Genomic DNA, 25,350 nt, shown 5'->3' on the forward strand with positions numbered 1-25,350 from the left:
TTATATCTCCTCTCGAATTGTAGGTTCGTCATATGGCATGACGATTGCGATATTGCCTTTTACTTCAATGATGACTATCCGATGATCTGTCGAAATCGATGTACCGTCTAAGCTTTGAGCCGTCTTTAAAAGCGATCCCGTCACTGTCTCAATCAAGACTTCACCGTATCCGCCTTCAGGAATGGGCACGGTCAATCGTCCGACACGTCCAACTAATGCCTCATCCGTCAAACCAATGGACTCTTCCGCATTTGAGAGCGGTAAGAGAACAAACAAATAGAGAAGCGTCGTCAGAGCAAGAGACCCGACCAATGCGACAGCGAGCCCAATCATCGGGGAAACGTGAGCCAATGCGTTTAAGATGAGCCCAATTCCTGCCCCTAGTGCTAAGAAAGATAGGATGACTGCAGGGTTGAACCAACCTTCAAACATATCGAACGCATCGGAAAACATCATGTAAATAAAGGTTCCAAGACCAGCGATGATCAACACCCACCAATAAAGTTGATCGATTGCCTCCATTACCACCCCTCCTGTCGACGTTTTTGTTCCATCATCAGTACGCGTCGAAGTTGTTCGACTTCTAATGCAAGCCGATCTTCAATTTCATCCCACTCCGACAGTGATGAAGTGGATAAGTCGTTCACTTCTCGAACTCGACCAATGGAACGTTCAATCCGTCGCCGATTGTATATGTCGACAAGTTCTTGTCGTTCGAGTCGCATCCTGTTTAAAAAATATTCCACTTCTTTTTGAACTTGAACGACTTGATCCGTCACGCCCTCAGAAGAATCTTGCATCAGTAGCCGACGCACTCTCACTTGATGAGCTACTAATTTAGCAATTCTCGCCTCGAGTTCGAGAATGTGCTTGTATAATTCCTCTACCTCATCTCGTTGCGTGTCATCGCGCCACCACACGTCCACCTCACCTCACTTTTCTCTACTCACCTCCATATACGATAAACCCTCATCTTCGGTTTCAAAAAATCATAAAAAAATGTAAAATGAATTTGCCAGACAGAAAGGAAGTGCTCATGTTGGGCAACCAAGTCATTAAGCTATCATCCTCATCACAAGAAAAACTAAAGAAAATGTATCATGAGTATGCAGTCGCGCCACCACCATATGCGACATTCAGCGCCAAGACACCAGGATTTGTCGTAACGGTTTATCAATCAGGGAAAGTGATGTTCCAAGGAAAAGATGCTGAGACCGAGGCAGTGAAATGGGGACTACCTGCTGAGAAGAAACAAGCATCCGCACCGAACACCCTCTTACCTGAAGGATTTTCAAGTTGGTCTGTCATTGGAAGCGACGAGGTCGGAAAAGGAGACTACTTCGGACCACTCGTCGTCGTAGCGGCTTTTGTCTCACGCGATCAAATCGCACTCGTCAAAGAACTCGGCGTGAAAGATTCAAAACAGTTATCCGACCCTGAAATCATCCGGATTGCGAAAGATTTACACGCTACGATTCCTTATCAAAAAGCAACACTGCATAATCCAACATATAACAACATGCAACGGACGATGACACAAGGTAAAATGACCGCCATCGCCCATAATGCTGCACTTCGAGCGTTGCTTGAGAAGATCGAACAGAAACCCGATGCCATTCTAATCGATCAATTCGCAGAGAAGTCGGTATACTATCAACACTTGCGGGCAGAGCGGGATATCGTGCGCGACGATGTCTACTTTTCAACCAAGGCAGAAGGTCTTCATGTCGCCGTCGCAGCTGCTTCCATTTTAGCTCGCGCTTTCTTCTTAAAAGAAATGGACAAACTAAGTAAACAAGTAGGATTGACCCTCCCGAAAGGGGCAGGAGCAAAAGTCGACCAAGTCGCCGCTCAAATCATCCGAAGTCATGGACAGGATTATTTACAAAGGATTGCTAAAGTCCATTTTGCGAATACAAAGAAAGCCATCAACTTGAATGAACGTCGTTTGTAGAGCTTCGACATCAAGTATGATATACTCATTTTACGGTTAAATGAACTTAAAATTTTTGGAGGATAGCGTTCATGTTGCATTATAAAACCTATACGATTAGTGATGACCATCCTTGGGTCATCTTTATACATGGGGCCGGAGGAAGTTTATCGCATTGGTATCGCCAACTTCGTCCCTTCCGTAAAAAATATAATGTCCTGCTCGTCGATTTACGCGGTCATGGCGGTTCATACGATGCTGAACAGTCGCTCAAACAACCATTGAATGCCTATACGTTTGATGTCGTTGCCAAAGACGTGATTGAAGTCATGGATCACTTAGGTATCGAAAAAGGGCACATGGTCGGTCTTTCTTTAGGGACGATTGTGATTCAGGCGATGTTTGAGCACTATCCGGATCGAATCGCATCAGTCGTCCTCGGCGGAGCCATTGTAAAATTTAATGTGCGCTCCACGTTGCTCATCCGACTTGGTAGTCTCGTGCAAAACTTCGTCCCCTATATGTGGTTATATAAATTATTCGCATGGATTTTACTCCCGAAGAAGCGTCACAAGAAGTCTCGGATGATGTTCGTCCGCGATGCGGCGAACTTATGTCAACGTGAGTTTATCCGTTGGTTCAAGATGACTGAAAATATTAATCCTTTGTTGAATCAGTTCACTTCGATTCAAACGAACGTCCCGATTTTGTATATTATGGGTGATGAGGATTATATGTTTCTTGAAGCTGTCGAGCGGACAGCGAAACATCAACCGACAGCCAATGTTGAAATCGTTGCAGACTCTGGTCATGTGGTCAATGTAGACCAACCCGATCAATTCAATGCATTGTCGATGAATTTTATCGACGATCAGATTCAAGCACGCTCATTACAAATGAGCTAATTCAGGACGCCACTAGGCTTCCTGAATTTTTTTGTGTTTATTCTCAGAAAATATTGATTATTACAAAAATAGATGGTATTCTTTAGCAAATCCAACGAAGAGGAGATGCTCGAAATGTCCAATCCCGTACATATGAACAGCCTGCTGATTATTATTCGACTGAGGGACTGAAATCGTTTTGTTTTCAAAAAACGACTTTTCAGGCCCTTGTTCCCGTGGTAATCGGACAGGCGCCTGCAGATTGAAACCGCGCCTATCCTTGATGGATAGGTTTTTTTGTTGACATAAAGATATAGAGGAGATGATGGAAGTGAAGCAGTATATGATGGATCGAATGGTCAAAATTTCAGCAGGTATGGCAAATGCCGTACTCGTCACGCTCGGTGTCGGTTTATTGATTGAGACGATTGGTAATTTGAGCGGAATCGCGATGCTCGTACAGATTGGACAAGTCGCCAAATCATTGTTGGCACCTGCTTTAGGCGCTGGCGTCGCGTTTCAACTCGGAAGCAACACGCTCATCCTATTTAGCGCCATGATTGCTGCAACCATTGGCGGTGCAGCTTTAAAAGCGTCAGAAAGCGGACTCGTCCTCGTTCCAGGTCAACCGATTAGCGCACTGATTGCAGCGGCTGCCGCTGTATGGCTCGGAAAACGTGTCCTCGGCAAAACAAAGTTTGATATGATGGTCGTCCCGGTCACAGCCGTTTTAGGTGGCGGGATTGTTGGGGTTGCTGCGGCAGCGGTCACGACTCCTCTTATCAACTCAATCAGCCAAGGGATCACCGCATCTGTTGAAACTTCACCGATTGCTACATCTCTTGTCATCGCGCTTGTCTTCAGTGTCATGCTCATGTCGCCTGCATCATCTGCCGCACTCGCCATCGCGCTTCAACTCGATCCTGTCGCCAGCGCCGCTGCTTTAATCGGTTGTTCTGCTCAATTTGTTGGATTTACCTTAATGGCATACCGTCAAACTGACCCAGGTGGATTGGTCGCTTCCTTCTTTGTCACACCGAAAGTGCAGTTCCCGAATATTATCAAAAACCCGCGAATCGTCGTTCCACCGTTTATTGCCGCGATGATTTCCGCACCGATTGCTACTTTGATGTTCTCACTCCAAGTTCCTTATGAAATTGCGGGTCTCGGTCTCAACTCCCTGATTGCACCGCTTCAGATTTTAGCGGTCCAAGGGTTGGATGCATTTCTCATCTTCACCATGACCGGCGTCGTACTCCCTGCACTCATTACATGGGCTCTTTATCGTGTGACGAGTCTTGTCGGATGGACCAAGTTCGGCGATCTCGCACTTGAGATTCAATAATAAAAGGAGCGTTGTCACATGTGGACAACGCTCCTTATTTTTTACGCTCGAAGTTCAGCTCCGTGCGTCGCACGGACCGCCTCAACGATCGTTTCATATGCTGCCGTTACTTCTTCATCTTGTAACGTTCGTGACGGGTCTTGGAACTTGAGTGAGAAGGCAATCGATTTCTCATCCGCTCCAACGTTGTCTCCTGTATACACGTCAAACAAGACGAGGTCAATCAAGAGTGGACCAGCCGCTTGACGGATCGTTTGTTCCACTGTTCCAGCCGGAATCTCACGTGATAAGACGAGTGCCAAATCTCGTGAAATCGAAGGATAACGTGGTACGTCTTGATAAAGAAGTGTCTCGTCTCCATGAAGTGCCAATAGGTCGAGTTCGAATACATACACTTCCTTCATACCGTAGACGTCTTTTGATGTTCCTGGATGCACTTGTCCGACATATCCGATGACCTCTCCGGCCATCAAGATGTTCGCTGTGCGACCTGGATGCATGTCAGGCATCGATACGGCCTCATACGTGACATTAAGGCGAAGCGTTTGGACTAACGTGTCGACAATCCCTTTTGCGACGAAATAGTCGACCGGGACCCGTGTTCCTTGCGAACGATGGTCCATCCAAAGACCTGTGACAACGCCGGCCACCCGTTCTTTCTCACGCGGTAACGTTTCTCCGTGCTCCGTATAGACGCGCCCTGTTTCATAAAGTGCGACGTTCGATTGTTGACGCGCCGTGTTGTAGCGCGCTGCCTCCAACAATCCAGGGATGAGCGACGTACGAAGGACAGAGCGTTCTTCACTCATCGGCATCGCCAATCGGACGAGCTGATCGTCTTTTCCACCGAAGCGTGTCGCATGCGCCTCACTCGTTAACGAGTAAGTAATGGCTTGTGATAAGCCGACTCCTTGTAACAAACGACGTGTCTGTCTGCGCAGTACGTTGATTGCTGGCAAATACCCTTTCGATTGTGAGGCAGGTAACGTCGACGGGAGACTATCATAACCGTATAGACGTGCCACTTCTTCTGTGATGTCAGCCGGAAGCTCTAAATCCGGACGGCGCGATGGAATGTGTACTGTCAGCACGTCATCCCCTTCTGTCGCGAGACCGAGACGCTCTAAGATGTGAACGATCGTCTGACGATCGAGTGTCATCCCTAAACGCTTGTTTATATAGTCAATCGACACTTGGATTTCTCGGGCACGTGATTCGGCTTCACCTGAACGCACCGCATCATGAATGGCTCCTCCACCGAGTTCGACAATCAATTGCGCAGCACGGTCAAGCGCGAGCATGACACGTTCTGGGTCAACGCCTTTTTCGAAACGAGCGCTTGAATCTGAACGAAGACCGAGCGTTCGGCTTGTCTTGCGTACAGATGCCGGATCAAAGTACGCTGACTCTAAAACGATATCTGTCGTTGAAGTATCTACCTCTGTATTGGCACCACCCATGACGCCAGCGATGGCGACCGGGGCTTTCCCGTCCGTAATGACCATCATCGATGTATCGAGCGTGCGTGTCACGTCGTCGAGTGTGACCATTTCTTCTCCATTTTCGGCTTGACGGACTACAATCGAGTTGCCGAGTTTCTTCGCATCGAATGCGTGAAGCGGTTGTCCGATTTCAAGCATCACGTAGTTCGTCACATCGACAATGTTGTTGATTGGACGGACACCTTCTGCGATCAAGATATTCTTTAGCCATTGTGGCGATTCTGCAATCGTTACCCCTTTTACTTCACGAGCTGCGTAATATGAACAGTTCTGCGTTGCGAGTTCGATGGATACATCAGTTGGGGATGATGAAGTGACATCTGCTGTCGGCAACGTGTAAGGACGTTCTAAGATGGCCGCAACCTCATGAATGATTCCATAAAGGCTCAAGCAATCTGAACGGTTGGGTGTCAAACCGAGTTCGATGACCTCATCGTCCAAGTCGAGCAAATCGAGCACATCTGCACCGACTTGGACCGATTCACGGAATGTATGGATCCCATCCTGCTCGTCTTCCCGAATTTGTTTCTTCTCAAAGCCGAGCTCTTCGAGTGAACAAATCATCCCTTGTGATTCGACACCACGAAGTTTTGCTTTTTTGATTTTAAGTCCTGGTAAGCGTGCGCCGACTTTGGCCACGATTACATGTTGCCCTTCGCGCACGTTCGGTGCGCCACAGACGATTTGAACAGGGTCACACTCTCCGATATCCACTTTCGTCACGTTTAACTTATCCGCTTCTGGATGTTTCTCACATGAAAGGACCCGTCCGACGACGATCCCAGAAAGTCCTTCCCCACGATTTGTCACACTTTCGACTTCGATTCCGTTCTTCGTAATCAAGTCCCCGAGCGCTTCGCCGCTTAAATCGGATACATCAATATATTGATTCAACCATTTTTTTGAAAGTAACATCTGTCTTCCTCCTTAGAATTGCTCGATGAAACGTAAGTCATTTGTGTAGAAATGACGGATGTCATCGACGCCGTGTTTGAGCATCGCCATACGCTCCACTCCGATTCCGAATGCGAATCCTGACACTTTTGATGAGTCATAGCCAGCCATCTCCAATACATGAGGATGGACCATTCCGCCTCCGAGAATCTCGATCCAACCTGTTCCTTTACAGACGTTACACCCTTTCCCGCCACACTTGAAGCAAGAGATGTCGACTTCGACCGATGGTTCCGTGAACGGGAAGAAGCTTGGACGAAGACGAATTTCGCGCGTTTCACCGAATAACTGCTTCACGAACACTTCAAGTGTCCCTTTTAAGTCAGCCATCGAGATGGATTCATCGACAACCAATCCTTCGATTTGCATGAATTGATGCGAATGCGTCGCATCGTCTTCATCACGACGATACACTTTACCTGGACAGATGATGCGAATCGGCTTCCCATTCGCCTCCAACATCGTGCGAGCCTGTACAGGAGATGTATGAGTACGAAGCAACGTCTCTTCCGTGATATAGAACGAGTCTTGCATGTCTCGTGCCGGATGATCTTTCGGCAAGTTCAGCATTTCGAAGTTATAGAGATCGGTCTCGACTTCAGGACCTTCAGCAATCGTATATCCGAGTCCAACGAACAAATCTTCCATCTCGTCGATGATTTGTTGCAAGAGATGGCTATGGCCAGGAGTCGATGTCCGTCCCGGGAGTGTCACATCAAGCGTTTCCGCTTTTAACTTTTCCTCTAATTCAATCGCCTTCACTTCTTCGATTCGAGCATCGAGTGTGCTTTGAATCGCGGTACGAACGGTATTGGCCAACTCACCGATGACCGGACGTTCCTCAGCAGATAATTTACCCATGCCACGAAGTACTTCAGTCATCGGTCCCTTTTTCCCTAAATATTTGATGCGGACGTCATTCAATGATTTTTGTGTGGATGCTTGTTTGATTTCTTCTAACGCTTCCACTTGTAACTGTTCTAATTGTTCTTTCATGTGTTCGCTTCCTCCTCTACATAAAAAAGTCCCTTCAGTCGTTGACTGAAGGGACGAATCATCGCGGTACCACCCTACTTGGCCAATTCATGGCCCACTTGAGAGCATCGTTATCGTGATGCCAAACCGGTGTTGTCTCCAACACGACTCCAGAGTGAATTCAGCGACGAGTCCGGCAAAGGCTCTCAGTCACGGCCATTGCTCCCTGAACGGAATCGGTCATTCGCTTACTATGTTCTTTCAACGTCATATCTTATTCATCGATGTGTTTAACCTATCACGTTTTTCACGTGCTGACAAGATTATTGTAAAGCGATGCGATACATTAAAATGCCTGCAGCGACCGCCGCGTTGAGCGATTCTGCATCACCAAGCACTGGAATATGCACACGTGTGTCACAGAGTGCCAATACATCAGCATGGACCCCTTGCGCCTCATTCCCAATCACGAGGGCCACCTTGTCTTCGAATGCAACTTGCTCATACGATGTCGCCTTTGAGAGGGCCGTCCCATATACGTGGAAGCCATCCTCTTTCAACTCAGGTAATTTTTCAAGCAAGTCGACCGTGGTCACGTTCACGTGAAACAGCGATCCTTGTGTGGCACGCACGACTTTGGCGTTGAACGGATCGACCGTTCCTTTCCCGAGTAGCACGGTATCGAATCCGGCAGCATCTGCTGTTCGAATCATCGTACCGAGATTACCCGGATCTTGTACTCGGTCAAGTACGAGTACTTTCTTCATCTTACGTTCAACCGGTGTCATCTTGACAACGGCAAACACGCCTTGGGTCTTTTCTGTTTCGGAAAGAAGGTCCGCAACGTGGTCGGATAACTCGAGAACCGGCATATCCTCAAGACGCCACGTTCCTTTCGGTGAATACGACTCAGCCATGATGAGTTGGACGAGTCGACCGGCACGAATGGCCTCGTCCACCAAATGCTCTCCTTCTACTAGGAATTGACCCGTTTCTTGACGACCTTTTTTCGTCATCAAACGCTTTAATCGTTTAATCGTCTCGCTCTTCGTAGACGTAATCTTCGTCATATTATCCCTCTTTCAACCATTGGACCGTTTCATGGTCTAAACGTTTTGTCAATGCGACAACGAGTTGAACCGCTGCCTCGTAATCATCTTTATGGATGATTGACACGTTCGTGTGTAAATAGCGGACTGGCACTGTCAATGCGATAGCCGGCATCCCGATCCCAGAAAGGTGGAATCGCCCAGCATCTGTGCCACCGCCTGGCGTTAAATCCAATTGATATTTGATGTCTTGTTCTTTTGCGACGTCAACGATGAGGTCGACAAGGCGTGGGTTCGTGACGGTGGTCGCATCAAAGAAGATGACTTGCACACCGTCACCAAGTTTTGACAACCCTTCTGCTTGGGTCATTCCTGGTGTATCACTTGGAATGCCTGTATCGACAGCAATCGCGACATCCGGGCGAATCAAGTTGGCAGCGGTAACCGCTCCACGTAATCCGACTTCTTCCTGTACCGTCGCTCCTGTATAGACGACGCCAGGGAATGAATCTTCCTTCAGACGTTTTGCTGCTTCGATGGCAATCGCACATCCGATTCGGTTGTCCCATGCCTTCGCCATCAAGAAGTTCTCATTTTTCATGACAGTGAATTCACAATGGGGCACGACCGTATCGCCTGGACGAATTCCCCATTCAGCCACTTCGTCTTTCGACGTGGCACCGATATCTAAGAACATATCTTTGATTTCAACGGGTTTTTTTCGTGCCTCGAGCGGTAGGACGTGAGGTGGTTTCGCACCAATGACACCGGGAATCTTTTCACCAGACCGTGTGACAACATCCATTCGCTGTGCCAACAGCACTTGGTTCCACCAGCCACCGAGCGCTTGGAAACGAAGGAAACCGCCTTCTTCCACACGTGTCACCATGAAGCCGACTTCATCCATGTGACCCGCAATCATGACACGTGGACCTTCAGCATCTCCTGTCACTTGACCAAATAGACTTCCGAGACCATCCTGTTCAAACGACTCGACGTGTGGTTCGAGGTATTCACGCATCAATTGACGGACTTCTCCCTCATTGCCCGGGACGCCTGTTGCATCCGTCAAACGTTTTAACATATGTAACGATTCATTCATACCAATCCGCTCCTTTTCATTAATATCCTTGATTTTGTCGCTCATGGTTTACTTCATTTTTATTCATGTATGCCAGCAAAATGAGTTGCTCATTAAAACCGAGCGTATAACCAAGTTCGAGATAAGCTGCCATCAGCGTCTCGTACATGGCTTCCGTTTTTGAAAGACCAAAATTCGTCACTTTTCGATAAATATCTAAAAAAGCATCAGTCGCATCAAGATATGAACTTCCCGCAGGAAACGCATCTCGTTCATACCCAAGCGCAAGACCAAGTGACAGTAAGAAATGAATGCCGTCTACATATTCTTCTAAGATCACATCTTGAGGCGACGGTCCTTTCTTCGACCAAAACTTAAAGCTACGTGTTTCGTTAGCCAGTTCACCGAGCTCGACAAGCAGCGCCAGTAACCGTTCATCGAATTGATTGCCGGATAATCCATGTTGTACTTTGATCCGCTCGTCTAATTCGCGCTGCCGATCAAACAATGTTGTCCAGTTCACCGGATGTTCCTCCTCTGTCTCCACTTATAGCAGTACTAAAATCATTAAAGACCAGCCTACTGCTAAAATCAATACTTGTAATTGAAGCAGTTTTGGGGCATGAACAGCCTTCTTCCGAGTCAAATGAAGACCAAACAAGGCACCGATGGCTCCTCCTGCATAGGCGTATAGGACATTAAAGTCACCTTTTCCTTGCGCATACTGTTTCGCTTGGATATAGGTGTAAACGTTCAAGATAATGAGCGCTAAGGCGACGATCGCAACAACCGATTGATTCATACGCTTTCCTCCTTCTCTTAATTCTAAGAAATTCTAAAGAAAAAAGAAAGCGCCGAGAGAGTGTCTCGGCGCTGTCGATTGAACGATTACGCGTTCAATTTTGATTTAGCTGTTTCAGCGAGTGACGCGAATGCCTGTGCATCTGTCACAGCAAGCTCAGCAAGCATCTTACGGTTGATGTCGATTCCTGCAAGCTTAAGGCCGTGCATCATACGGCTGTATGAGAGACCGTTTGTACGTGCTGCCGCATTGATACGTGTGATCCAAAGACGACGGAAATCACGTTTCTTCTGACGACGGTCACGGTAAGCGTACATGAGTGACTTCATGACCTGTTGTTTTGCTACTTTAAATAGAATGTGTTTCGAACCAAAGTATCCTTTGGCAAGTTTAATTTGCTTTTTACGACGTTGACGAGTCGTATAACCGCCTTTTACGCGTGGCATATGGATTCCCTCCTAAATTGTTTCTGTATTACTTCGCGATCATGTTGCGAATGCGTTTGAAGTCTCCAGCTGATACGATAGCGCCTTTACGGAGCTTACGTTTCGCTTTAGTCGATTTGTTTGCGAACAAGTGACTTGTGTAAGCGTGTGAACGCTTGAGTTTACCTGATGCTGTACGTTTGAAACGTTTTGAAGCACCGCGGTGCGATTTCATTTTCGGCATGAGTATTTCCTCCCCACTGAGAATCGATAATTAATCTTCTTTGTTCGGAGCCAGCACTAAGAACATGCTGCGTCCTTCCATCTTCGGCTTTTGTTCAACTGTTGCCAAATCGGCACATTCCGCTGCCATTTTGTCCAAAACACGTTTCCCGATTTCCGAGTGTGTGATGGCACGTCCGCGGAAACGAATCGAAGCCTTCACTTTGTTTCCTTTTTCAAGGAACTTGCGTGCATTACGCAATTTTGTTTGGAAATCGTTGTCCTCGATTGTTGGACTGAGACGTACTTCTTTCATTTGGATGACTTTTTGGTTTTTACGCGCTTCTTTCTCCTTTTTCTGGAGTTCGAAACGGTACTTCCCATAATCCATAATTTTAGCGACCGGTGGATTTGCTTTATCCGCGACTAAGACGAGGTCTAGTTCCGCTTCTTCAGCTAAACGTAACGCATCGTTACGTGATGTCACACCGAGTTGTGCACCGTCTGCGCCAATGAGACGTACTTCACGGGCACGAATGTTTTCGTTGATAAAGAGCTCTTTGCTAATGGTTAGCACCTCCATCGTGCGATTGCACGAGATTTAGATTGACAAGACAACATGGCAATAAAAAAAGCGTCGGCAGTTTCCCACCCACACATCAGTTGAGGTCATAAAACGGCAGACAATGCCGAATGAACCAAGAACTTGATGGACCTGCCTGATGACTCTCAGACGAGGTGAAAAGCGGGTGCTTCTGCTTTGTTGTTTTTAATCACTATGTCATCTTAGCACTAGCAGGAAAAGATGTCAAGATATCGCGCATGAATAATTGGTAGCTCACACTTTTATGATGATACCAGTCATTCTCTCGTTTCGCAATACCTTTTCAAAGGGAATAATGAAATATCAAAGGAGGGATTGACATGAACTGGCGAAAAGATGTATCGCGAGAACATGACTACCATGATCAAGTCCAGCAGATTGTCAGTAAGACGATGCAAGCACATGGGCTAGAAGACGAAAAATTACAGGCGGTATTAACAGACTTATTAGAAGAAATGAATCGCATTACTTTAAAAATCGTCGATGACCATGAGTCGGCTCAGAATTATATCCATAAACGGTGGTACTAAAAAAGGGCGTCTGCCCTTTTTTAGTACCACTTAGTTTGTAAGCGATTTGAAGAAGTTACCGATGGCCTCAAACAATCGGGCAAAGAATCCTTTTACTTCTTCTTGTTCAAGGAATGCCTGCACATCTTGACCCGCATCTTTCAATCCACTACTGATTGCTGACCAATCAAGATTTGCTTGCTGCATGTTTTCGAATAGCGTCGTCAGTTGATCGAGTTGACCCTCAGACAACTGAACGTTATTTTGATTCAATACTTGAATGACGATGTCACGAATCTCAATATTTGTCTCTGGCATCTGATTTGCGATTTCCGCTTTAATCTCGTTCATGAGACCTGCTACGTCCTCTTGTCCGACTGTCTTACCGATTTCAGACGTGACCGCCAGCTCTTCTTGCGCCAATTCTTTTCGTTCATCCGACAATTCGATGCCCGTTTCGGCTGCCGTCTGATCGTACGCCTTCATAATCCCCGTCAAAGCCGAGGTACCCGTCACGTTAATCGGTGACGTGATATAGATGTCCGCATCCGTCACACCGGCCGTGACGAGGGCGTTCGCATACATATCTTTCGTGACCCATGTCACGTTCTCCGTTTGAATATCGAGACCAGTCCCGTTCGTCAATTTGATTCGGGCAGATGAGTACATGCCACCCCCACGCTGCGCCTGCGGAACAGAGTCACCTAAATATTTTTCTTCGTCCGCTGCCGTCGCAATGATCGGTTCGATTCCTTCCGGGGCGTCCATTCGTTCGAGTACCCATTTTTGTTGCTCTGAAGATAATGATTCACCGAGGGTCACAATCGTATCATTGACAATTGCCTCCGCTCCGACTTTTGGAAGCGCTCCTGTGAACGCAACCGCTCCAATAGTAAGTGCCAATACTGGCTTCATATAATTCATTAAGTATCACTCCTTATGTTTACGATACGTGTAGATGACCAAATACACATCCGTCTATAGACCGAAAAAAACCACCTTTCTGGTTGGAAAGGTGGTCCCTCACTTAACGTGAACGGTTCGCGATCTCTTCTGTGAGCGATGCGATGAATTCATCAAGTGACGCAGAAACTTGTTCCTGCTGACCGTAACGGCGAATGTTGACCGCACGCTCATCACGTTCTTTATCTCCAAGTACGAGCGTCATTGGAATCTTCTTCATCTGCGCTTCACGAATCTTATAGCCGAGTTTCTCGTCACGAAGGTCTGTTTCGACGCGGACACCGCGCTTAACGAGTTCCGCTTTCACTTCCGCGACGTATTCGTCGTGAACATGCGAGACCGGGATTAACTTGACTTGAACCGGTGCGAGCCATGTCGGGAATGCGCCTTTATACTCTTCAATCAAGTAAGCGACAAAACGTTCCATCGTCGAGACGACACCACGGTGCAAGACGATTGGACGATGGTCCTTACCGTCTGGCCCAGTGTATGTCAAATCGAAACGTTCCGGAAGCAAGAAATCAAGTTGGACAGTCGAGAGCGTCTCTTCTTTCCCAAGTGCCGTCCGTACTTGTACGTCAAGTTTCGGTCCGTAAAATGCCGCTTCGCCTTCTGCTTCAAAGTACGGAAGTTCGAGCTCGTCCATCGTTTCCTTCAACTGACTTTGTGCCATTTCCCAAATGGCATCGTTATCGAAATACTTCTCTTTATCAGCAGGATCGCGATACGAGAGACGGAAACGATAATCTTTTATGCCAAAGTCAGCGTATACTTCTTGAATCAAATGAACGATGTCTTTGAATTCTTGCTTCATCTGTTCAGGTGTAACGAACGTATGTCCATCATTCAATACCATATAACGAACACGTTGTAGACCTGTGAGCGCCCCTGACATCTCGTAACGGTGCATCCCACCAAGCTCAGCGATTCGAAGTGGAAGTTCGCGGTACGAACGTGGCTCATGTTTGTAGATTGTCATGTGGTGCGGGCAGTTCATCGGACGAAGGACGAGTTCTTCGTTGTCCATCTCCATTTTCGGGAACATGTCTTCTTGATAGTGATCCCAATGACCAGATGTCTTATACAAGTCGACCGAACCGAGAACCGGTGTGTAGACATGTTGATATCCGAGTTCGAGTTCTTTATCAACGATGTAGCGCTCGACCGTACGACGAATCGAAGCCCCTTTCGGAAGCCACATCGGAAGCCCTTGACCGACTTCTTGTGAAACGAAGAAGAGGTCGAGTTCTTTCCCGAGTTTACGATGGTCGCGTTCTTTCGCCTCTTCAAGAAGACGCAAGTGTTCAGCGAGTTGTTCTTTCGTCGCCCACGCTGTCCCGTAAATACGCTGTAGCATCTTATTGTCTGAGTCCCCGCGCCAGTAGGCACCAGCCACGCTCATCAATTTGAAGATTTTCAACTTCGATGTTGACGGGACGTGAGGTCCACGGCAAAGGTCAAAGAACTCACCTTGATGATAGATTGTAAGGGTTTGATCAGCAGGAATGTCCTCAATCAACTCAATCTTGAGCGGATCTCCCAATTCTTTATAACGAGCGAGCGCATCGTCACGGGAAACGACTTCACGTGTGATTTCTAAGTTTTCGTCGACGATGCGTTTCATCATCTTTTCGATTTCAGGAAGGTCTTCCTCATTGATGCGACGATCCATCTCGATATCGTAATAGAACCCGTTCTCAATCGTCGGTCCAATTCCGAGATAGATGTTGTTGTCTTCTCCGTATAACCGTTTGATCGCTTGAGCCATCAAGTGCGCTGACGAGTGACGCATCAAATCAAGACCATCTTCCGAGTCCGGCATCACGAGTTCGATTTTGCCGTCATGTTCGATTGGACGACGATAGTCGATGAGTTCTCCGTCTAGTTTTGCTGCGATTGCCTTTTTACGAAGTCCCGGACTGATCGAGCCCGCGACGTCTTCTGCTGTGACGCCTGCATCAAATTCTTTTACCGCGCCATCTGGAAATGTTAATTGAATCATGTACATCTGTCCCCTCTCAAAAAATGAATATAAAAAAAGCCCATCCCTCAAAAAGGGACGAGCTTTGATTCTCGTGGTACCACCCTCGTTCCCAAGCAATCTGCTTGGCTCGAACACACGATAACGAGTGTGAATCGCCGCACGATTGACCCGTACGGTGCTCTGAGGGAGTAAATGCATCGTCGTCGTTAGGAAGCTTCCACCGCCCTTCCCTCGCTAAAACTCGTCTCGATGATCCATATCCTCTTCTATGCATCCTTTATATGCTTCTTAGTATAGTCAACTCACCAAAGAAAAACAATCCTTTACCGACGGCGATTTTCACCCTTTAACTCAATTTGGGTCGTCGTCGTGGAAATACGTTGCATGAGTCGCTGTGCCTTCATTTTATTTTGCGGCGAACCATCGATTGAAAAGTGCGTCTCGAGTTCTTCTCCGCTAAAGTTTGAACTGTAGAGCGTCGGCAAGCGATGCATCATCCGATACTGAAGAATGATCCCGAACAATTCATCTCGTACCCATGGACTGATGGCTTCAGCTCCGATGTCATCAATCAGTAAGACTGGCACATGTTGAAACGACGTCAAGAAAGAGTCGAACGACTCGGTACGAATTTTGCGTTTCGCCTCCGACACAAAGCCCGGAGCATGGACTAGAATCGTCTCGATGTCCGCCACCTTCAACTCATTGGCGATTGCGGCGAGTAAATATGTCTTCCCGACGCCAAAACTACCATGGAGATAGAGGCCGTTCACTTTTTGACGAGACTTCATCCCTGTTACAAATCGCATCGCTTCACGCAATGCGATTTTACGCGCGTCGTCGGCCCAATCGAAAGATTCGAAACTCGCCTCGCGAACTTCTTCCGGTAAAAACAAACTTTTGAATTTACGGTCCATTTCTTTTTGTCGTCTCGCCTGGCGATGTGCGACCGTTTCTTCATATCGAATTGCAATCTGTCCTAAATCGACATAAAGTACCGGTTGATGGCCTGGGATGACGGCCTGATCTTCTCTGAACGTTTTTCCATCCATCTGTTCCGCGTACTCACTCAGTTTGGTAAACCCGATTTCAATCGCCTTCTCCTCTAACTCTGGATGAGCGTTCAAAAATGCGATGACACCCGGGTGGTTCAGTGTACGTCTGCGAATCGACTCGTACGCCTCCCGAACTTCTTTTCGGTTCATCAACTGAGACAGCGACTGATTGATTCGTTCCATCCCCTCACCCCTTCTCTTTCAATTCATTTAATAGTTTCACGAGTTCCGCGTCATCCGGTACGGACGACTCGAGTTCTTTTTTCCTCGCTTGGTCGTATGAGCGCTGTTGTTTCGCCTCGTCCTCGAGCCATTTCGGCATATCCCCTTGTTGGGGTTTCCGTCGTGACCCGACTGTGGTGCGTTGCACACTCTCACGTTTTTGCTGTTTCTTCTCGATGAGCGCATCTTGAGACTCTTCACGCTCTAGCGCTTCTTTTGCATTCGTATAGCCCGCTGTTTTCCAACTCGTCGCAATGCGCAAGACATAGTTCTCGCTCAGCCGCGTCTGCTTCTTCACTTCGATACAGTAATAGAAGAGCGCATTGATGACCCCTGGCGCGAGACCGAGTGTGTCGACGAGTTCAATGACTAACTGTTCATCACTTTTTGAAAGTTGCGGGGTCTTCCGAAGCGTCGAGACATATTGATGTGGGTGTGCGGACTCCATCACTTCGGGATCATGCAAATCGCCAAGTTTCGTCTGTTCAAGTTCGACGGTCTTCTCTTTCCGGTGGCGCGTCTGTTTCTTCTTCAACTGCAGAACCATTTGACGACAACCGTCCCGCTTCTCTTGTTCGCTGAGTGGCAGGTACGCCTCATGTACGAAATATTCTTTCAACATTTCCGCCATCGTCTCTTCATCGAGTTGTGACACGTAGGCCAATTTTGTGATCGTTTCGTCTAATTTTTTCGTGAAAAATCCAACTGGAAAATTCGTCAGTTTTTTCACAATTTCCATATCGAACGAATAGTTGATCTCAATCTTAGCCCGGTCCGGCTTTTCATAATTTTTTTGTGTGAACGCACGATGGTTCACTCCTTTGACATCAAATACTTCATTGAAATCCTTTGTCACTTCGACGATGCCTGCGGGCAACGGATCAATCGTAAAACGCCCTTGCAGTTGTTTGAATCGTACTTCCCCGACTTTATAGAAGAGGAAACTCGACAACAGCCCGTCATTCAAAAACGTGTGCGGTGCAAGCGGGACGCGTAACTGATAGACGTATTGTGTCAATCGAGCGTCTTTTGTTTTATAGGTGCGCACTAATCCGATCGCTTCTAAGCGGAACAAACTGTCCATTAACTCATTGATGGAGAACTCCAACATCTCACACAATGCACTATGGGACATATAGTTGGATTTCATTTTGCCCGGTTTTAGTTCGCTCCATAACGTTTGATAGAGTGCGAGCGCCTTCACCCCGATGACAGGTTGATATAAGTGGTAAAGGGACTGGTACGATTCACGGTCGACTAGACCGGTACTCATGATTAACAATTCGTCCGTCCCAAAGATTGTACGTTCTTTCTCCATGGCTCTCTCCCTTGAAAAAGGGCGACCAGCAGGCCGCCCTTTAGTTGGTCGAATTTTCTTGCTTCATTAAATCTTCAAGTTCTTTAAAGAACACCGTGATGTCTTTGAATTGACGATAAACCGATGCAAACCGAACATATGCGACTTCATCGACTCGTGCAAGTTCATTCATCACAAGCTCGCCTACTTGTTCACTTGGAATTTCTGACTGGGCGAGGGCACGGAGTTGCTGTTCGACTTTCGTCACAACCCCTTCGAGCTGTTCAAGTGTGACAGGTCGTTTCTCGCACGCCCGAATAATGCCGCGAAGCACTTTTTCACGACTGAACTCTTCACGATTTCCATCTTTTTTAACAATGATGAGCGGTGTCTGTTCAACCGTCTCAAACGTTGTAAACCGATACCCACATTTTTCACATTCACGACGACGTCGAATCGAATAATGGTCTTGCACCGGACGGGAATCGAGCACTCTCGTTCCATTATGATCACATTTCGGACAACGCATGCTCAAACCTCCTTATCGTTCGACTGTTTTATTACCAATGGCACGTAACGGGAATTGTTGCGTGAGCGCCTCGTAGTAGTGCGATACAATTTGCGAAAGGTCTGCACCGAGTCGCTGTTCACGGTTTAATGTAAAATCGACAGCCGTCCGGCCGCCATCCACTTGTACAATCGTGATGAGCCCGTCCCAGCCTTCTCCGAGAAACGAAAGTTCTCCTCGATTCGCATCGATTCGACGAACCGTATGACCGTTCTCTTGAATTTTTCCTTCTAACCATTGCAACATCGCATGTGACGATGCCGCATAGTAACGTGTTTGGAGCATTTCATTTTTATGTGTATCTTTCGTTTCAATATGTGTTTGTAACTTATCTAACAGTCCCATAATCCACCTCAACGCCTGAGTTATATACGTTAAGCATATCAAAATTAAGGCGACAACAAAACAATTAAAAGGGCTGACCGTTAAACGGCCAGCCTCAAAAGGTCAATCTGATTTATTTGCTGATTGCCACTTGCGCTTCCGGAACACGAATCGGTCCCATTCCACGCTCAAGTTTCACATCTTCACGTACTTTTGCATCCAATCCTTCAGCAATATACTGCGATGCTGTAGCCGGATCGATTCGATCTCCACATGTAAACACGTCAACTGACGCATAGCCATGTTCTGGGAAACTGTGAATCGTTAAGTGTGATTCTGAAATGATGACGACTCCACTTACACCGTGTGGCGCAAATTTGTGGAATGCAACTTCGCGGACTTCAGCGCCCGAACGAAGAGCAGCATCGACGAACAAACGCTCGATGTAGTCGATATCATTTAATTTGTCGGGATTGCACTCCCAAAGTTCTGTAATAATGTGACGTCCCATAGTATCCATATTAGTGGATCCCCCTTTACATCAATGGTCTCAAAGTAGTTGATGATCACTCACTTTGTGCCTGAATCGCCCACAACCACGGGGGCAAGTTAGTCCTAAGAGGTCCTAACCCTTTAAGTTGCGTTTGTCAGACCAATTGAAGTTCACGAAATTGAGTGTAACGTGTTTGGGACGTCGTTACAAGACATTTGATAAAAAAATCTGAAAAATATTTCTCCGCACGTAATATTTTTTAGGCGTGTGTTTCTTGTTGCCCGATTTGAAGATAGCTGGCCACCATATCCAACAAGTCTACGACACGGCATGAGTAGCCCCATTCATTGTCATACCATGCGAGTACTTTGACATGATTCCCTCCGAGTACCATCGTCGAATCCATGTCGATAATCGACGAGCGATCGTCCCCGTTAAAATCGATAGAGACGAGCGGTTCGTGAGAAACGCCTAAAATACCCGTCATTTCTCCATACGCTGCCCGTTCAAACGCTTCATTGACTTCATCGACCGTAACATCTCGGTGGAGTTCGACGACCAAGTCGACAAGTGATACGTTCGGAGTCGGTACACGGAGTGCCATTCCGTTTAACTTCCCTTGTAGTTCCGGCATCACCAGACCAATCGCCTTAGCCGCTCCCGTTGATGTCGGGATGATGGAACTGCCACACGCACGCGCGCGCCGCAAATCTTTATGCGGGTTGTCAATATTGTTCTGGTCGTTCGTATAGGCGTGTACTGTCGTAATCAGTCCCGTCTCGATACCGAACGTCGAATGCAAAACCTTCACGACAGGTCCGAGACAGTTCGTCGTACACGATGCGTTTGAAATGATATGGTCTTCCTCCGGGCGATAGTCACGATCATTGACCCCCATCACGATCGTGCGTAAGTCCCCTTTACCTGGTGCGGTCAAAATCACTTTTTTCGCGCCTGCCTCAAGATGAAGTCTTGCCCCGCTATCGGAGTTAAACTTCCCGGTCGCTTCGACGACGATGTCGATTTCAAGGTCTGACCAAGGCAACCGTGATGGATCACGTTCCGAAATAAGTTCAATCCGTTTCCCATCGACTTCGAGCGCATCCCCATGCGCACGTACTGTCAATCCGAATGGACCGTGAATCGAGTCATGTTTAATGAGATGCGCAAGTGTTTCCGCCGGATAACTTGCGTTAATCGCCACTACTTCATGACGTCCCTCGAGCATCAATTTTCGAAATACCATTCTTCCGATTCGACCAAATCCGTTAATTGCCACTTTTGTCCCCATGATAGATCCCCCTTTTTCTACATTACGGTTTCATTATAACGGATAGCTGTAAGCGTTTTCACTATGATTCGTCACATTTTTTTCGTTTTTCTTTGTTTATTTTTTGAAAATGAGGGAAATTTCTTGGCGTAACAGACAAGAGAAAGGAGGCGTCATGATGTTTGATTGGGGAGATATCGATAAATTCTTTATTTCGTTCTTTATCATTTTACCGATTGTGACGTTAATTCATGAGCTTGGACACTTCTTCTTCGCAAAGTTGTTCGGCGGCTCACTCGATATGCAAATCGGTACCGGGAAGAAAATGTTTAAAGTAGGTCGTTTACAAGTAAATCGTGTTTATTTTTATGATGCATGGTGCCAGTTCACTGATTTAAGATGGAGCAACAAGGTCACCCGTACGCTAGTCTATGGCGGTGGAGCCATTTTCAATTTAGCGAGCATCTTAATCGTCAACGCGTTCATTCTTCGACGAGATATTGAACCGACACTCTATACGTATCAGTTCGCCTATTTCTCGTTCTACTATATCTTCTTCTCACTCTATCCCATCTATTATTCGAACGGTCATCCTAGTGATGGACGTGCGATTTATGATACATGGAAAAAAGGGTCTCCAGAATCCGATCCATTAAACTAAAAAGAAGGCGATATCAGTCGCCTTCTTTTTGTATCGTTTGAAACTGTTCGACCAGACGATTGATTTGTGGAGGGAGGTCCCCTAATGCCCCATTATTGTTTATGAGGAAATCCGCCTGGTGCTTTTTATCTTCAATTGGAATCTGTGAACGAATACGGGCTAACGCCTCTTCTTTCGTCAATCCATTCCGTTCCATGAGACGCATCAGTTGAATCTCTTCACGGCAATAGACGACGACGGAATAATCAACCAGATCGAGCATCGTTCCTTCAAACAGTAACGGAATATCAAAAATGACGACAGGTTCCCCCGATGCCTCATACGTTCGCATTTGCTCATTCATTTCTTCTCGAATCGCTGGATGCATCAATTGATTCAATTGCTGACGCTTTGCTTCATCATGGAAGATTTCCCGACCGAGCGCAGGACGGTTCAGCACGTCGCCCACAAAACATTTTGGAAATGCGGCCCTTACCCCTTCAATCGCCTTTCCTCCTGGTTCAACGACCGTCCTTGCAATCAAATCGGCATCGATAATCGGAATGCCTCGTTCTCGAAACAGTCGCGATACCGTAGACTTCCCGGTTGCAATTCCACCAGTCAATCCAATCTTCAACATACACGTCCACCCCTTAACGTTGTTGACAGTGCGGACAGTAATGCGTACCTCGCCCGCCCAATTTCATCTTTTCAATTTCATGTCCGCATCGGCGGCACGCTTCTCCGGTCTGTCCATATACGTAGAGCCTCTCTTGAAACGTTCCTGTGGCGCCATCTGGATTGGCATAACTGCGAATCGTACTACCTCCACGCTCAATAGCCTCAGTCAAGACAGCAACAGCTTCAGTCCGCACACGGTCGACTTCTTCATGTGACAAACTTGCGGCCGGTCGTGTCGGATGGACACCCGCGCGAAACAACGTCTCATCTACATAGATGTTACCTAATCCAACAAAGATGGACTGATCGAGGAGGGCGGTCTTAATCGCGCGTGTCTTCATGCGCTCTAAACGTCGGTGTAACACCTCGGTTGTCACACGCTCGTCAAACGGCTCGTACGCAAGTAATGAGAGCGGTGGTGTGGTATGAATCGTTTCATTCGTCCGCAACTCCATCGTACCGAATTTACGGACATCATTATAGTGTAGAGTCGATTGGTCCGTAAACGTAATCACGATATGTGTATGTTTTACCGGTTCTGCAATGGAGTCATAAGGGAAAAACTTCCCTTCCATGCGAAGATGGGAGACGAGATACCCGTTCGTCAATTTGAATAAGATGAATTTCCCCCGACGTTCCACATCCGTAATCGTTTCTCCAATCAAATGGTGAACCCATTCTTCGGGGTCGAGCCCGCGGATAATTTTAGGGTCGAGGACATCGACAGACTGAATCGTTTTTCCTGAAACGGCAGGTCGCAACCTACGACAGACCGTTTCGACTTCTGGTAATTCTGGCATACTGATTTCCTTTCTATCCGTTTATTTCGTGTCAAACCATGTCGTTCCAACCGCTCCGTCCGCACGTAACGGGACATCAAGTGTGACCGTATGTTCCATCGCTTCGGTCACAAGTTTTTCTAATGCTTCCATCTCTTCGGCCGGACCTTCGAATATCAATTCATCGTGTACTTGTAACAACAGCTTAGATTGAAGTTTTGACGTGTTTAACGCATGATCGACATCAATCATCGCTTTTTTAATAATGTCCGCTGCCGTTCCTTGAATCGGTGTGTTGATTGCGGTACGTTCAGCAAACCCACGCAAATTGAAATTACGAGAATGGATGTCCGGGATGTTCCGGCGTCGTTTCAACATCGTCTCGACGAACCCGTGTTCACGTGCCCGTTCAATCGCGGCATCCATGAACGTCTTCACCCCAGGGAACTGTTCAAAGTACGTATCGATAAAGGTCTGCGCTTCTTTCCGTGTAATCCCTAGGTTTTGTGAGAGTCCATAATCACTGATGCCATAGATGATTCCGAAGTTGACGGCTTTTGCTTGACGACGCATGAGTGACGTAACTTCTTCAGTGGAAACTTTAAACACGTTCGCCGCCGTCGACGTATGAATATCCTCATCGTGAAGGAAGGCTGCCATCATCTTCTCATCTTGTGACATATGTGCCATGATGCGCAGTTCGATTTGAGAGTAATCGACCGCATAAAGTACCCATCCCGGTTCACTCGCGGTAAACGCTTTACGGATGCGACGCCCTTCTTCTAATCGAATCGGAATATTTTGAAGGTTCGGGTTAACCGACGAAAGCCGTCCCGTTTGAGTAAGCGTCTGTGTATAACGCGTATGAATCTTGCCATCATCCTTCACGACTTTCTGCAAGCCTTCGACATACGTGGACTGAAGTTTGCCAAGTTCACGATAATGCATGATTTTCTCAATGATCGGATGAAGCGGTGCCAATTTTTCGAGGACATCCGCTGCCGTTGAGTATCCTGTTTTCGTCTTTTTCACAGGAGGGAGTGACAGTTTTTCAAATAATACGACCCCTAACTGTTTCGGTGAGTTGATGTTGAACGGTTCCCCGGCTAATTCATGAATCGTGACCTCAAGTGCATTTAGACGTTCACGCAGGTCCGTTTCCATATGTTGAAGCGTTTCGACATTTACGTGGATACCAGCCCACTCCATCTCGGCCAATACGGAAACGAGTGGTTTTTCAAGCGCCTCATAGAGTTCTGTCTGTTCATTCTCTTTCAACTCCGAAACCACGCGTTCAAACAATGTATAGATGGCGTACGCCTTTTCTGCGAGATGAGCATGAAAAACATTCTCTTCCGGCACCTTGATTTTTGCACCTTTTCCGTAGACCGTTTCATCTTCCTCAAGAGGATACGTAAAGTGTGCGGCAATCGAGCTGAGAGACGTCCCACCAGATAGGTTGAGCAAATACCCTGCGACAAGCAGGTCTTCATACCCACGCAGTGCCAATTGGTGACGTTTCAATTGAATAATTGTCTGCTTCGCATCGAGACAAATCGTCGTCTTCGTCTCGTCTTCGATCCATTCCTTGATCCGTTCGTCCTCAAGAAGCGTCACATCTCCAATCGTGACACCTCGTTCCGACGCGATCGCCACTCCAATCACGTCTTCTTCAAAATAATCATCATGCAACTGTTCAAGCATCAACACAGCACGTGACAAATCTTGATCGACCAACGCGATTGTTGGTCGCTCCGCTTTTTCAACCGGTTCTTCTGAAGAGGTATCCGCCAGTTTGCCGATGAGTGACTTGAACTGTAAATCCATAAATAGCGTTTTGACGACCGAAGCGTCATATGGCTTAAAGACAAGTTCATCAATCGTCACATCAATCGGTACATCCGTGTAAATGGTCGCCAACTGTTTCGACATTTTCGCCTCTTGTTCATTCGCCACTACTTTTTCCTTTTGCTTCCCTTTCAACTCATCCGTATGTTCATAAAGGGCCTCAACGGTACCGTATGTGGCAATCAACTTCATTGCCGTCTTTTCCCCGACCCCTGGAATACCAGGGATGTTGTCGGATTTATCCCCCATCAATCCTTTTAGGTCAATCATCTGAATCGGTTGTAGTCCCTCATAGCGTTCCTTGAACGCAGTCTCGGTCATTTTCTCGACGTCAGTAATGCCTCGTTTCGTCAAATAGACGGTCACGCGTTCATTGATCAATTGAAGTAAATCCTTATCCCCCGTCACAACCGTAACTTGATCAAAAGTCGGATCTTTTGAGAGCGTCCCGATGATATCATCCGCCTCGTATTGATCGAGCTCTAAGACAGAGATGCCAAACGCCCGACAAACGTCACGCACGAGCGGGAATTGTTCTCGTAATTCTCCCGGTGTCTTTTGACGTCCACCTTTATATTCTGCGAACGTATCGTGACGGAACGTTTTCTTTGACGCATCGAACGCCACGGCAAAATGAGTCGGTTGCTCATCTTCCATTAGTTTCAATAACATCATCGTAAACCCATACACTGCATTCGTATTCCGACCTGACGCATCCGACATCGGAGGCAGTGCAAAAAACGCACGATATGTTAAGGAGTTCCCATCAAGGACTAGTAGTTTATTCATTCAATCGACCTCCATTCTTCTCTTCAACCATCATACCATACGGGTACATGCGTTCGAAAAAAAAGACCCTTTTCTACGAATAGAAAAGGGCCAAATTCTCGATCGTGTGGAGATGAGCACCGATCGAGTCACGAGATGATGAAGAGGTCTCA

Annotated in this window: 27 protein-coding genes; 5 read left to right on the top strand and 22 right to left on the bottom strand. The window is 47.0% G+C overall.

Features of this window, described 5'->3' with window-relative positions; translation table 11 throughout:
- Together GVY43_RS05620 and GVY43_RS05625 are read right to left on the bottom strand one after the other, a co-directional pair.
- Window positions 1-522, bottom strand: coding sequence for an NfeD family protein (locus GVY43_RS05620; protein ID WP_159562517.1), 522 nt, complete (start codon window positions 520-522; stop codon window positions 1-3).
- A complete protein-coding gene (locus GVY43_RS05625) occupies window positions 522-920 on the bottom strand; it encodes a hypothetical protein (protein WP_159562518.1) in 399 nt (132 codons plus the stop codon). The genes GVY43_RS05620 and GVY43_RS05625 overlap by 1 nt, the downstream gene beginning before the upstream one ends.
- Before the next feature lie 119 nt (window positions 921-1,039).
- On the opposite strand from GVY43_RS05625, the gene rnhC reads away from it, so the two are divergent.
- The 3 genes from rnhC (at window position 1,040) to GVY43_RS05640 (ending at window position 4,162) form a co-directional block, all read left to right on the top strand.
- Window positions 1,040-1,954: a ribonuclease HIII gene (gene rnhC / locus GVY43_RS05630; protein WP_305775285.1), complete on the top strand. Its 915-nt coding sequence runs from the start codon at window positions 1,040-1,042 to the stop codon at window positions 1,952-1,954.
- A gap of 71 nt (window positions 1,955-2,025) precedes the next feature.
- Window positions 2,026-2,838 carry an alpha/beta fold hydrolase gene (locus tag GVY43_RS05635; protein WP_078147177.1) on the top strand — a complete coding sequence of 271 codons (813 nt, stop codon included), beginning with the start codon at window positions 2,026-2,028 and terminating at the stop codon, window positions 2,836-2,838.
- 301 nt (window positions 2,839-3,139) lie between these two features.
- Entirely contained in the window at window positions 3,140-4,162 is a 1,023-nt protein-coding gene (locus GVY43_RS05640; protein WP_074036553.1) for a PTS transporter subunit IIC, read from the top strand.
- Window positions 4,163-4,203: 41 nt separating this feature from the next.
- Here the strand turns inward: GVY43_RS05640 and pheT are convergent, their stop codons facing one another.
- The 9 genes from pheT to infC form a co-directional block, all read right to left on the bottom strand.
- Complete coding sequence (gene pheT / locus GVY43_RS05645; RefSeq protein WP_159562520.1) at window positions 4,204-6,579, bottom strand: phenylalanine--tRNA ligase subunit beta; 2,376 nt, start codon at window positions 6,577-6,579, stop codon at window positions 4,204-4,206.
- A gap of 12 nt (window positions 6,580-6,591) precedes the next feature.
- The gene (gene pheS, locus GVY43_RS05650; protein WP_159562521.1) at window positions 6,592-7,614 is read right to left on the bottom strand and encodes a phenylalanine--tRNA ligase subunit alpha; all 1,023 of its coding nucleotides are present in this window, start codon (window positions 7,612-7,614) and stop codon (window positions 6,592-6,594) included.
- Window positions 7,615-7,916: 302 nt separating this feature from the next.
- The gene (locus tag GVY43_RS05655; RefSeq protein WP_159562522.1) at window positions 7,917-8,663 is read right to left on the bottom strand and encodes an RNA methyltransferase; all 747 of its coding nucleotides are present in this window, start codon (window positions 8,661-8,663) and stop codon (window positions 7,917-7,919) included.
- Between the two features lies 1 nt (window position 8,664).
- A complete protein-coding gene (locus tag GVY43_RS05660) occupies window positions 8,665-9,744 on the bottom strand; it encodes a M42 family metallopeptidase (RefSeq protein ID WP_159562523.1) in 1,080 nt (359 codons plus the stop codon).
- Window positions 9,745-9,763: 19 nt separating this feature from the next.
- On the bottom strand, window positions 9,764-10,246 hold the full coding sequence (locus tag GVY43_RS05665) for a dUTP diphosphatase (RefSeq protein ID WP_159562524.1): 483 nt from the start codon (window positions 10,244-10,246) through the stop codon (window positions 9,764-9,766).
- A 24-nt stretch (window positions 10,247-10,270) separates the two neighbouring features.
- A complete protein-coding gene (locus GVY43_RS05670) occupies window positions 10,271-10,525 on the bottom strand; it encodes a hypothetical protein (protein WP_074036543.1) in 255 nt (84 codons plus the stop codon).
- An 86-nt stretch (window positions 10,526-10,611) separates the two neighbouring features.
- Entirely contained in the window at window positions 10,612-10,971 is a 360-nt protein-coding gene (rplT, locus tag GVY43_RS05675; RefSeq protein WP_012726696.1) for a 50S ribosomal protein L20, read from the bottom strand.
- Between the two features lie 28 nt (window positions 10,972-10,999).
- Window positions 11,000-11,194 carry a 50S ribosomal protein L35 gene (rpmI, locus tag GVY43_RS05680; protein WP_012726697.1) on the bottom strand — a complete coding sequence of 65 codons (195 nt, stop codon included), beginning with the start codon at window positions 11,192-11,194 and terminating at the stop codon, window positions 11,000-11,002.
- Between the two features lie 30 nt (window positions 11,195-11,224).
- Window positions 11,225-11,755: a translation initiation factor IF-3 gene (infC, locus tag GVY43_RS05685; RefSeq protein ID WP_012726698.1), complete on the bottom strand. Its 531-nt coding sequence runs from the start codon at window positions 11,753-11,755 to the stop codon at window positions 11,225-11,227.
- Window positions 11,756-12,096: 341 nt separating this feature from the next.
- Between infC and GVY43_RS05690 the strand changes: the two genes are divergently transcribed.
- The gene (locus tag GVY43_RS05690; RefSeq protein WP_012726699.1) at window positions 12,097-12,306 is read left to right on the top strand and encodes a hypothetical protein; all 210 of its coding nucleotides are present in this window, start codon (window positions 12,097-12,099) and stop codon (window positions 12,304-12,306) included.
- A gap of 30 nt (window positions 12,307-12,336) precedes the next feature.
- Here GVY43_RS05690 and GVY43_RS05695 read toward each other — a convergent pair whose 3' ends face one another.
- The 8 genes from GVY43_RS05695 to GVY43_RS05730 all read right to left on the bottom strand — a co-directional run bounded on the left by GVY43_RS05695 (window position 12,337) and on the right by GVY43_RS05730 (window position 20,482).
- On the bottom strand, window positions 12,337-13,209 hold the full coding sequence (locus GVY43_RS05695) for a DUF1002 domain-containing protein (protein ID WP_084543060.1): 873 nt from the start codon (window positions 13,207-13,209) through the stop codon (window positions 12,337-12,339).
- A gap of 103 nt (window positions 13,210-13,312) precedes the next feature.
- The gene (gene thrS, locus GVY43_RS05700; protein ID WP_159562525.1) at window positions 13,313-15,256 is read right to left on the bottom strand and encodes a threonine--tRNA ligase; all 1,944 of its coding nucleotides are present in this window, start codon (window positions 15,254-15,256) and stop codon (window positions 13,313-13,315) included.
- A 299-nt stretch (window positions 15,257-15,555) separates the two neighbouring features.
- Complete coding sequence (dnaI, locus tag GVY43_RS05705) at window positions 15,556-16,470, bottom strand: primosomal protein DnaI (protein ID WP_031423170.1); 915 nt, start codon at window positions 16,468-16,470, stop codon at window positions 15,556-15,558.
- Window positions 16,471-16,474: 4 nt separating this feature from the next.
- A complete protein-coding gene (locus GVY43_RS05710; RefSeq protein ID WP_012726704.1) occupies window positions 16,475-17,827 on the bottom strand; it encodes a DnaD domain protein in 1,353 nt (450 codons plus the stop codon).
- Between the two features lie 40 nt (window positions 17,828-17,867).
- The gene (gene nrdR, locus GVY43_RS05715; protein WP_012726705.1) at window positions 17,868-18,335 is read right to left on the bottom strand and encodes a transcriptional regulator NrdR; all 468 of its coding nucleotides are present in this window, start codon (window positions 18,333-18,335) and stop codon (window positions 17,868-17,870) included.
- Window positions 18,336-18,347: 12 nt separating this feature from the next.
- Window positions 18,348-18,719, bottom strand: coding sequence for a hypothetical protein (locus GVY43_RS05720; RefSeq protein ID WP_159562526.1), 372 nt, complete (start codon window positions 18,717-18,719; stop codon window positions 18,348-18,350).
- Window positions 18,720-18,831: 112 nt separating this feature from the next.
- Window positions 18,832-19,218, bottom strand: coding sequence for an adenosylmethionine decarboxylase (gene speD, locus GVY43_RS05725; RefSeq protein WP_012726707.1), 387 nt, complete (start codon window positions 19,216-19,218; stop codon window positions 18,832-18,834).
- Between the two features lie 232 nt (window positions 19,219-19,450).
- Window positions 19,451-20,482: a glyceraldehyde-3-phosphate dehydrogenase gene (locus GVY43_RS05730; protein WP_074036529.1), complete on the bottom strand. Its 1,032-nt coding sequence runs from the start codon at window positions 20,480-20,482 to the stop codon at window positions 19,451-19,453.
- A 157-nt stretch (window positions 20,483-20,639) separates the two neighbouring features.
- On the opposite strand from GVY43_RS05730, the gene GVY43_RS05735 reads away from it, so the two are divergent.
- Window positions 20,640-21,122, top strand: coding sequence for a site-2 protease family protein (locus tag GVY43_RS05735; RefSeq protein ID WP_159562527.1), 483 nt, complete (start codon window positions 20,640-20,642; stop codon window positions 21,120-21,122).
- Window positions 21,123-21,135: 13 nt separating this feature from the next.
- Here the strand turns inward: GVY43_RS05735 and coaE are convergent, their stop codons facing one another.
- Genes coaE through polA form a run of 3 tightly spaced genes read right to left on the bottom strand, consistent with a single transcriptional unit; the run spans window position 21,136 to window position 25,198 of the window.
- Window positions 21,136-21,741: a dephospho-CoA kinase gene (coaE, locus tag GVY43_RS05740; protein ID WP_012726710.1), complete on the bottom strand. Its 606-nt coding sequence runs from the start codon at window positions 21,739-21,741 to the stop codon at window positions 21,136-21,138.
- Between the two features lie 13 nt (window positions 21,742-21,754).
- Window positions 21,755-22,582 (bottom strand): bifunctional DNA-formamidopyrimidine glycosylase/DNA-(apurinic or apyrimidinic site) lyase, encoded by an 828-nt coding sequence (mutM, locus tag GVY43_RS05745; protein WP_159562528.1) that lies wholly within the window; start codon window positions 22,580-22,582, stop codon window positions 21,755-21,757.
- Window positions 22,583-22,603: 21 nt separating this feature from the next.
- A complete protein-coding gene (gene polA / locus GVY43_RS05750) occupies window positions 22,604-25,198 on the bottom strand; it encodes a DNA polymerase I (RefSeq protein ID WP_159562529.1) in 2,595 nt (864 codons plus the stop codon).
- Window positions 25,199-25,350 lie beyond the last annotated feature (152 nt).

Origin of the sequence: Exiguobacterium sp. 8H (assembly GCF_902506255.1) — a bacterium.
In the GTDB taxonomy this organism is placed as follows: Bacteria; Bacillota; Bacilli; order Exiguobacteriales; family Exiguobacteriaceae; genus Exiguobacterium; species Exiguobacterium profundum.

Coding starts and splice junctions, on each gene's coding strand:
- GVY43_RS05620 (WP_159562517.1), bottom strand. CDS start 522: ATGGAGGCAATCGATCAACTTTATTGGTGGGTGTTGATCATCGCTGGT.
- GVY43_RS05635 (WP_078147177.1), top strand. CDS start 2,026: ATGTTGCATTATAAAACCTATACGATTAGTGATGACCATCCTTGGGTC.
- GVY43_RS05640 (WP_074036553.1), top strand. CDS start 3,140: ATGATGGAAGTGAAGCAGTATATGATGGATCGAATGGTCAAAATTTCA.
- pheT (WP_159562520.1), bottom strand. CDS start 6,579: ATGTTACTTTCAAAAAAATGGTTGAATCAATATATTGATGTATCCGAT.
- pheS (WP_159562521.1), bottom strand. CDS start 7,614: ATGAAAGAACAATTAGAACAGTTACAAGTGGAAGCGTTAGAAGAAATC.
- GVY43_RS05655 (WP_159562522.1), bottom strand. CDS start 8,663: ATGACGAAGATTACGTCTACGAAGAGCGAGACGATTAAACGATTAAAG.
- GVY43_RS05660 (WP_159562523.1), bottom strand. CDS start 9,744: ATGAATGAATCGTTACATATGTTAAAACGTTTGACGGATGCAACAGGC.
- GVY43_RS05670 (WP_074036543.1), bottom strand. CDS start 10,525: ATGAATCAATCGGTTGTTGCGATCGTCGCCTTAGCGCTCATTATCTTG.
- rplT (WP_012726696.1), bottom strand. CDS start 10,971: ATGCCACGCGTAAAAGGCGGTTATACGACTCGTCAACGTCGTAAAAAG.
- rpmI (WP_012726697.1), bottom strand. CDS start 11,194: ATGCCGAAAATGAAATCGCACCGCGGTGCTTCAAAACGTTTCAAACGT.
- infC (WP_012726698.1), bottom strand. CDS start 11,755: ATGGAGGTGCTAACCATTAGCAAAGAGCTCTTTATCAACGAAAACATT.
- GVY43_RS05690 (WP_012726699.1), top strand. CDS start 12,097: ATGAACTGGCGAAAAGATGTATCGCGAGAACATGACTACCATGATCAA.
- GVY43_RS05695 (WP_084543060.1), bottom strand. CDS start 13,209: ATGAATTATATGAAGCCAGTATTGGCACTTACTATTGGAGCGGTTGCG.
- thrS (WP_159562525.1), bottom strand. CDS start 15,256: ATGTACATGATTCAATTAACATTTCCAGATGGCGCGGTAAAAGAATTT.
- dnaI (WP_031423170.1), bottom strand. CDS start 16,470: ATGGAACGAATCAATCAGTCGCTGTCTCAGTTGATGAACCGAAAAGAA.
- GVY43_RS05710 (WP_012726704.1), bottom strand. CDS start 17,827: ATGGAGAAAGAACGTACAATCTTTGGGACGGACGAATTGTTAATCATG.
- nrdR (WP_012726705.1), bottom strand. CDS start 18,335: ATGCGTTGTCCGAAATGTGATCATAATGGAACGAGAGTGCTCGATTCC.
- GVY43_RS05720 (WP_159562526.1), bottom strand. CDS start 18,719: ATGGGACTGTTAGATAAGTTACAAACACATATTGAAACGAAAGATACA.
- speD (WP_012726707.1), bottom strand. CDS start 19,218: ATGGATACTATGGGACGTCACATTATTACAGAACTTTGGGAGTGCAAT.
- GVY43_RS05730 (WP_074036529.1), bottom strand. CDS start 20,482: ATGGGGACAAAAGTGGCAATTAACGGATTTGGTCGAATCGGAAGAATG.
- GVY43_RS05735 (WP_159562527.1), top strand. CDS start 20,640: ATGTTTGATTGGGGAGATATCGATAAATTCTTTATTTCGTTCTTTATC.
- coaE (WP_012726710.1), bottom strand. CDS start 21,741: ATGTTGAAGATTGGATTGACTGGTGGAATTGCAACCGGGAAGTCTACG.
- mutM (WP_159562528.1), bottom strand. CDS start 22,582: ATGCCAGAATTACCAGAAGTCGAAACGGTCTGTCGTAGGTTGCGACCT.
- polA (WP_159562529.1), bottom strand. CDS start 25,198: ATGAATAAACTACTAGTCCTTGATGGGAACTCCTTAACATATCGTGCG.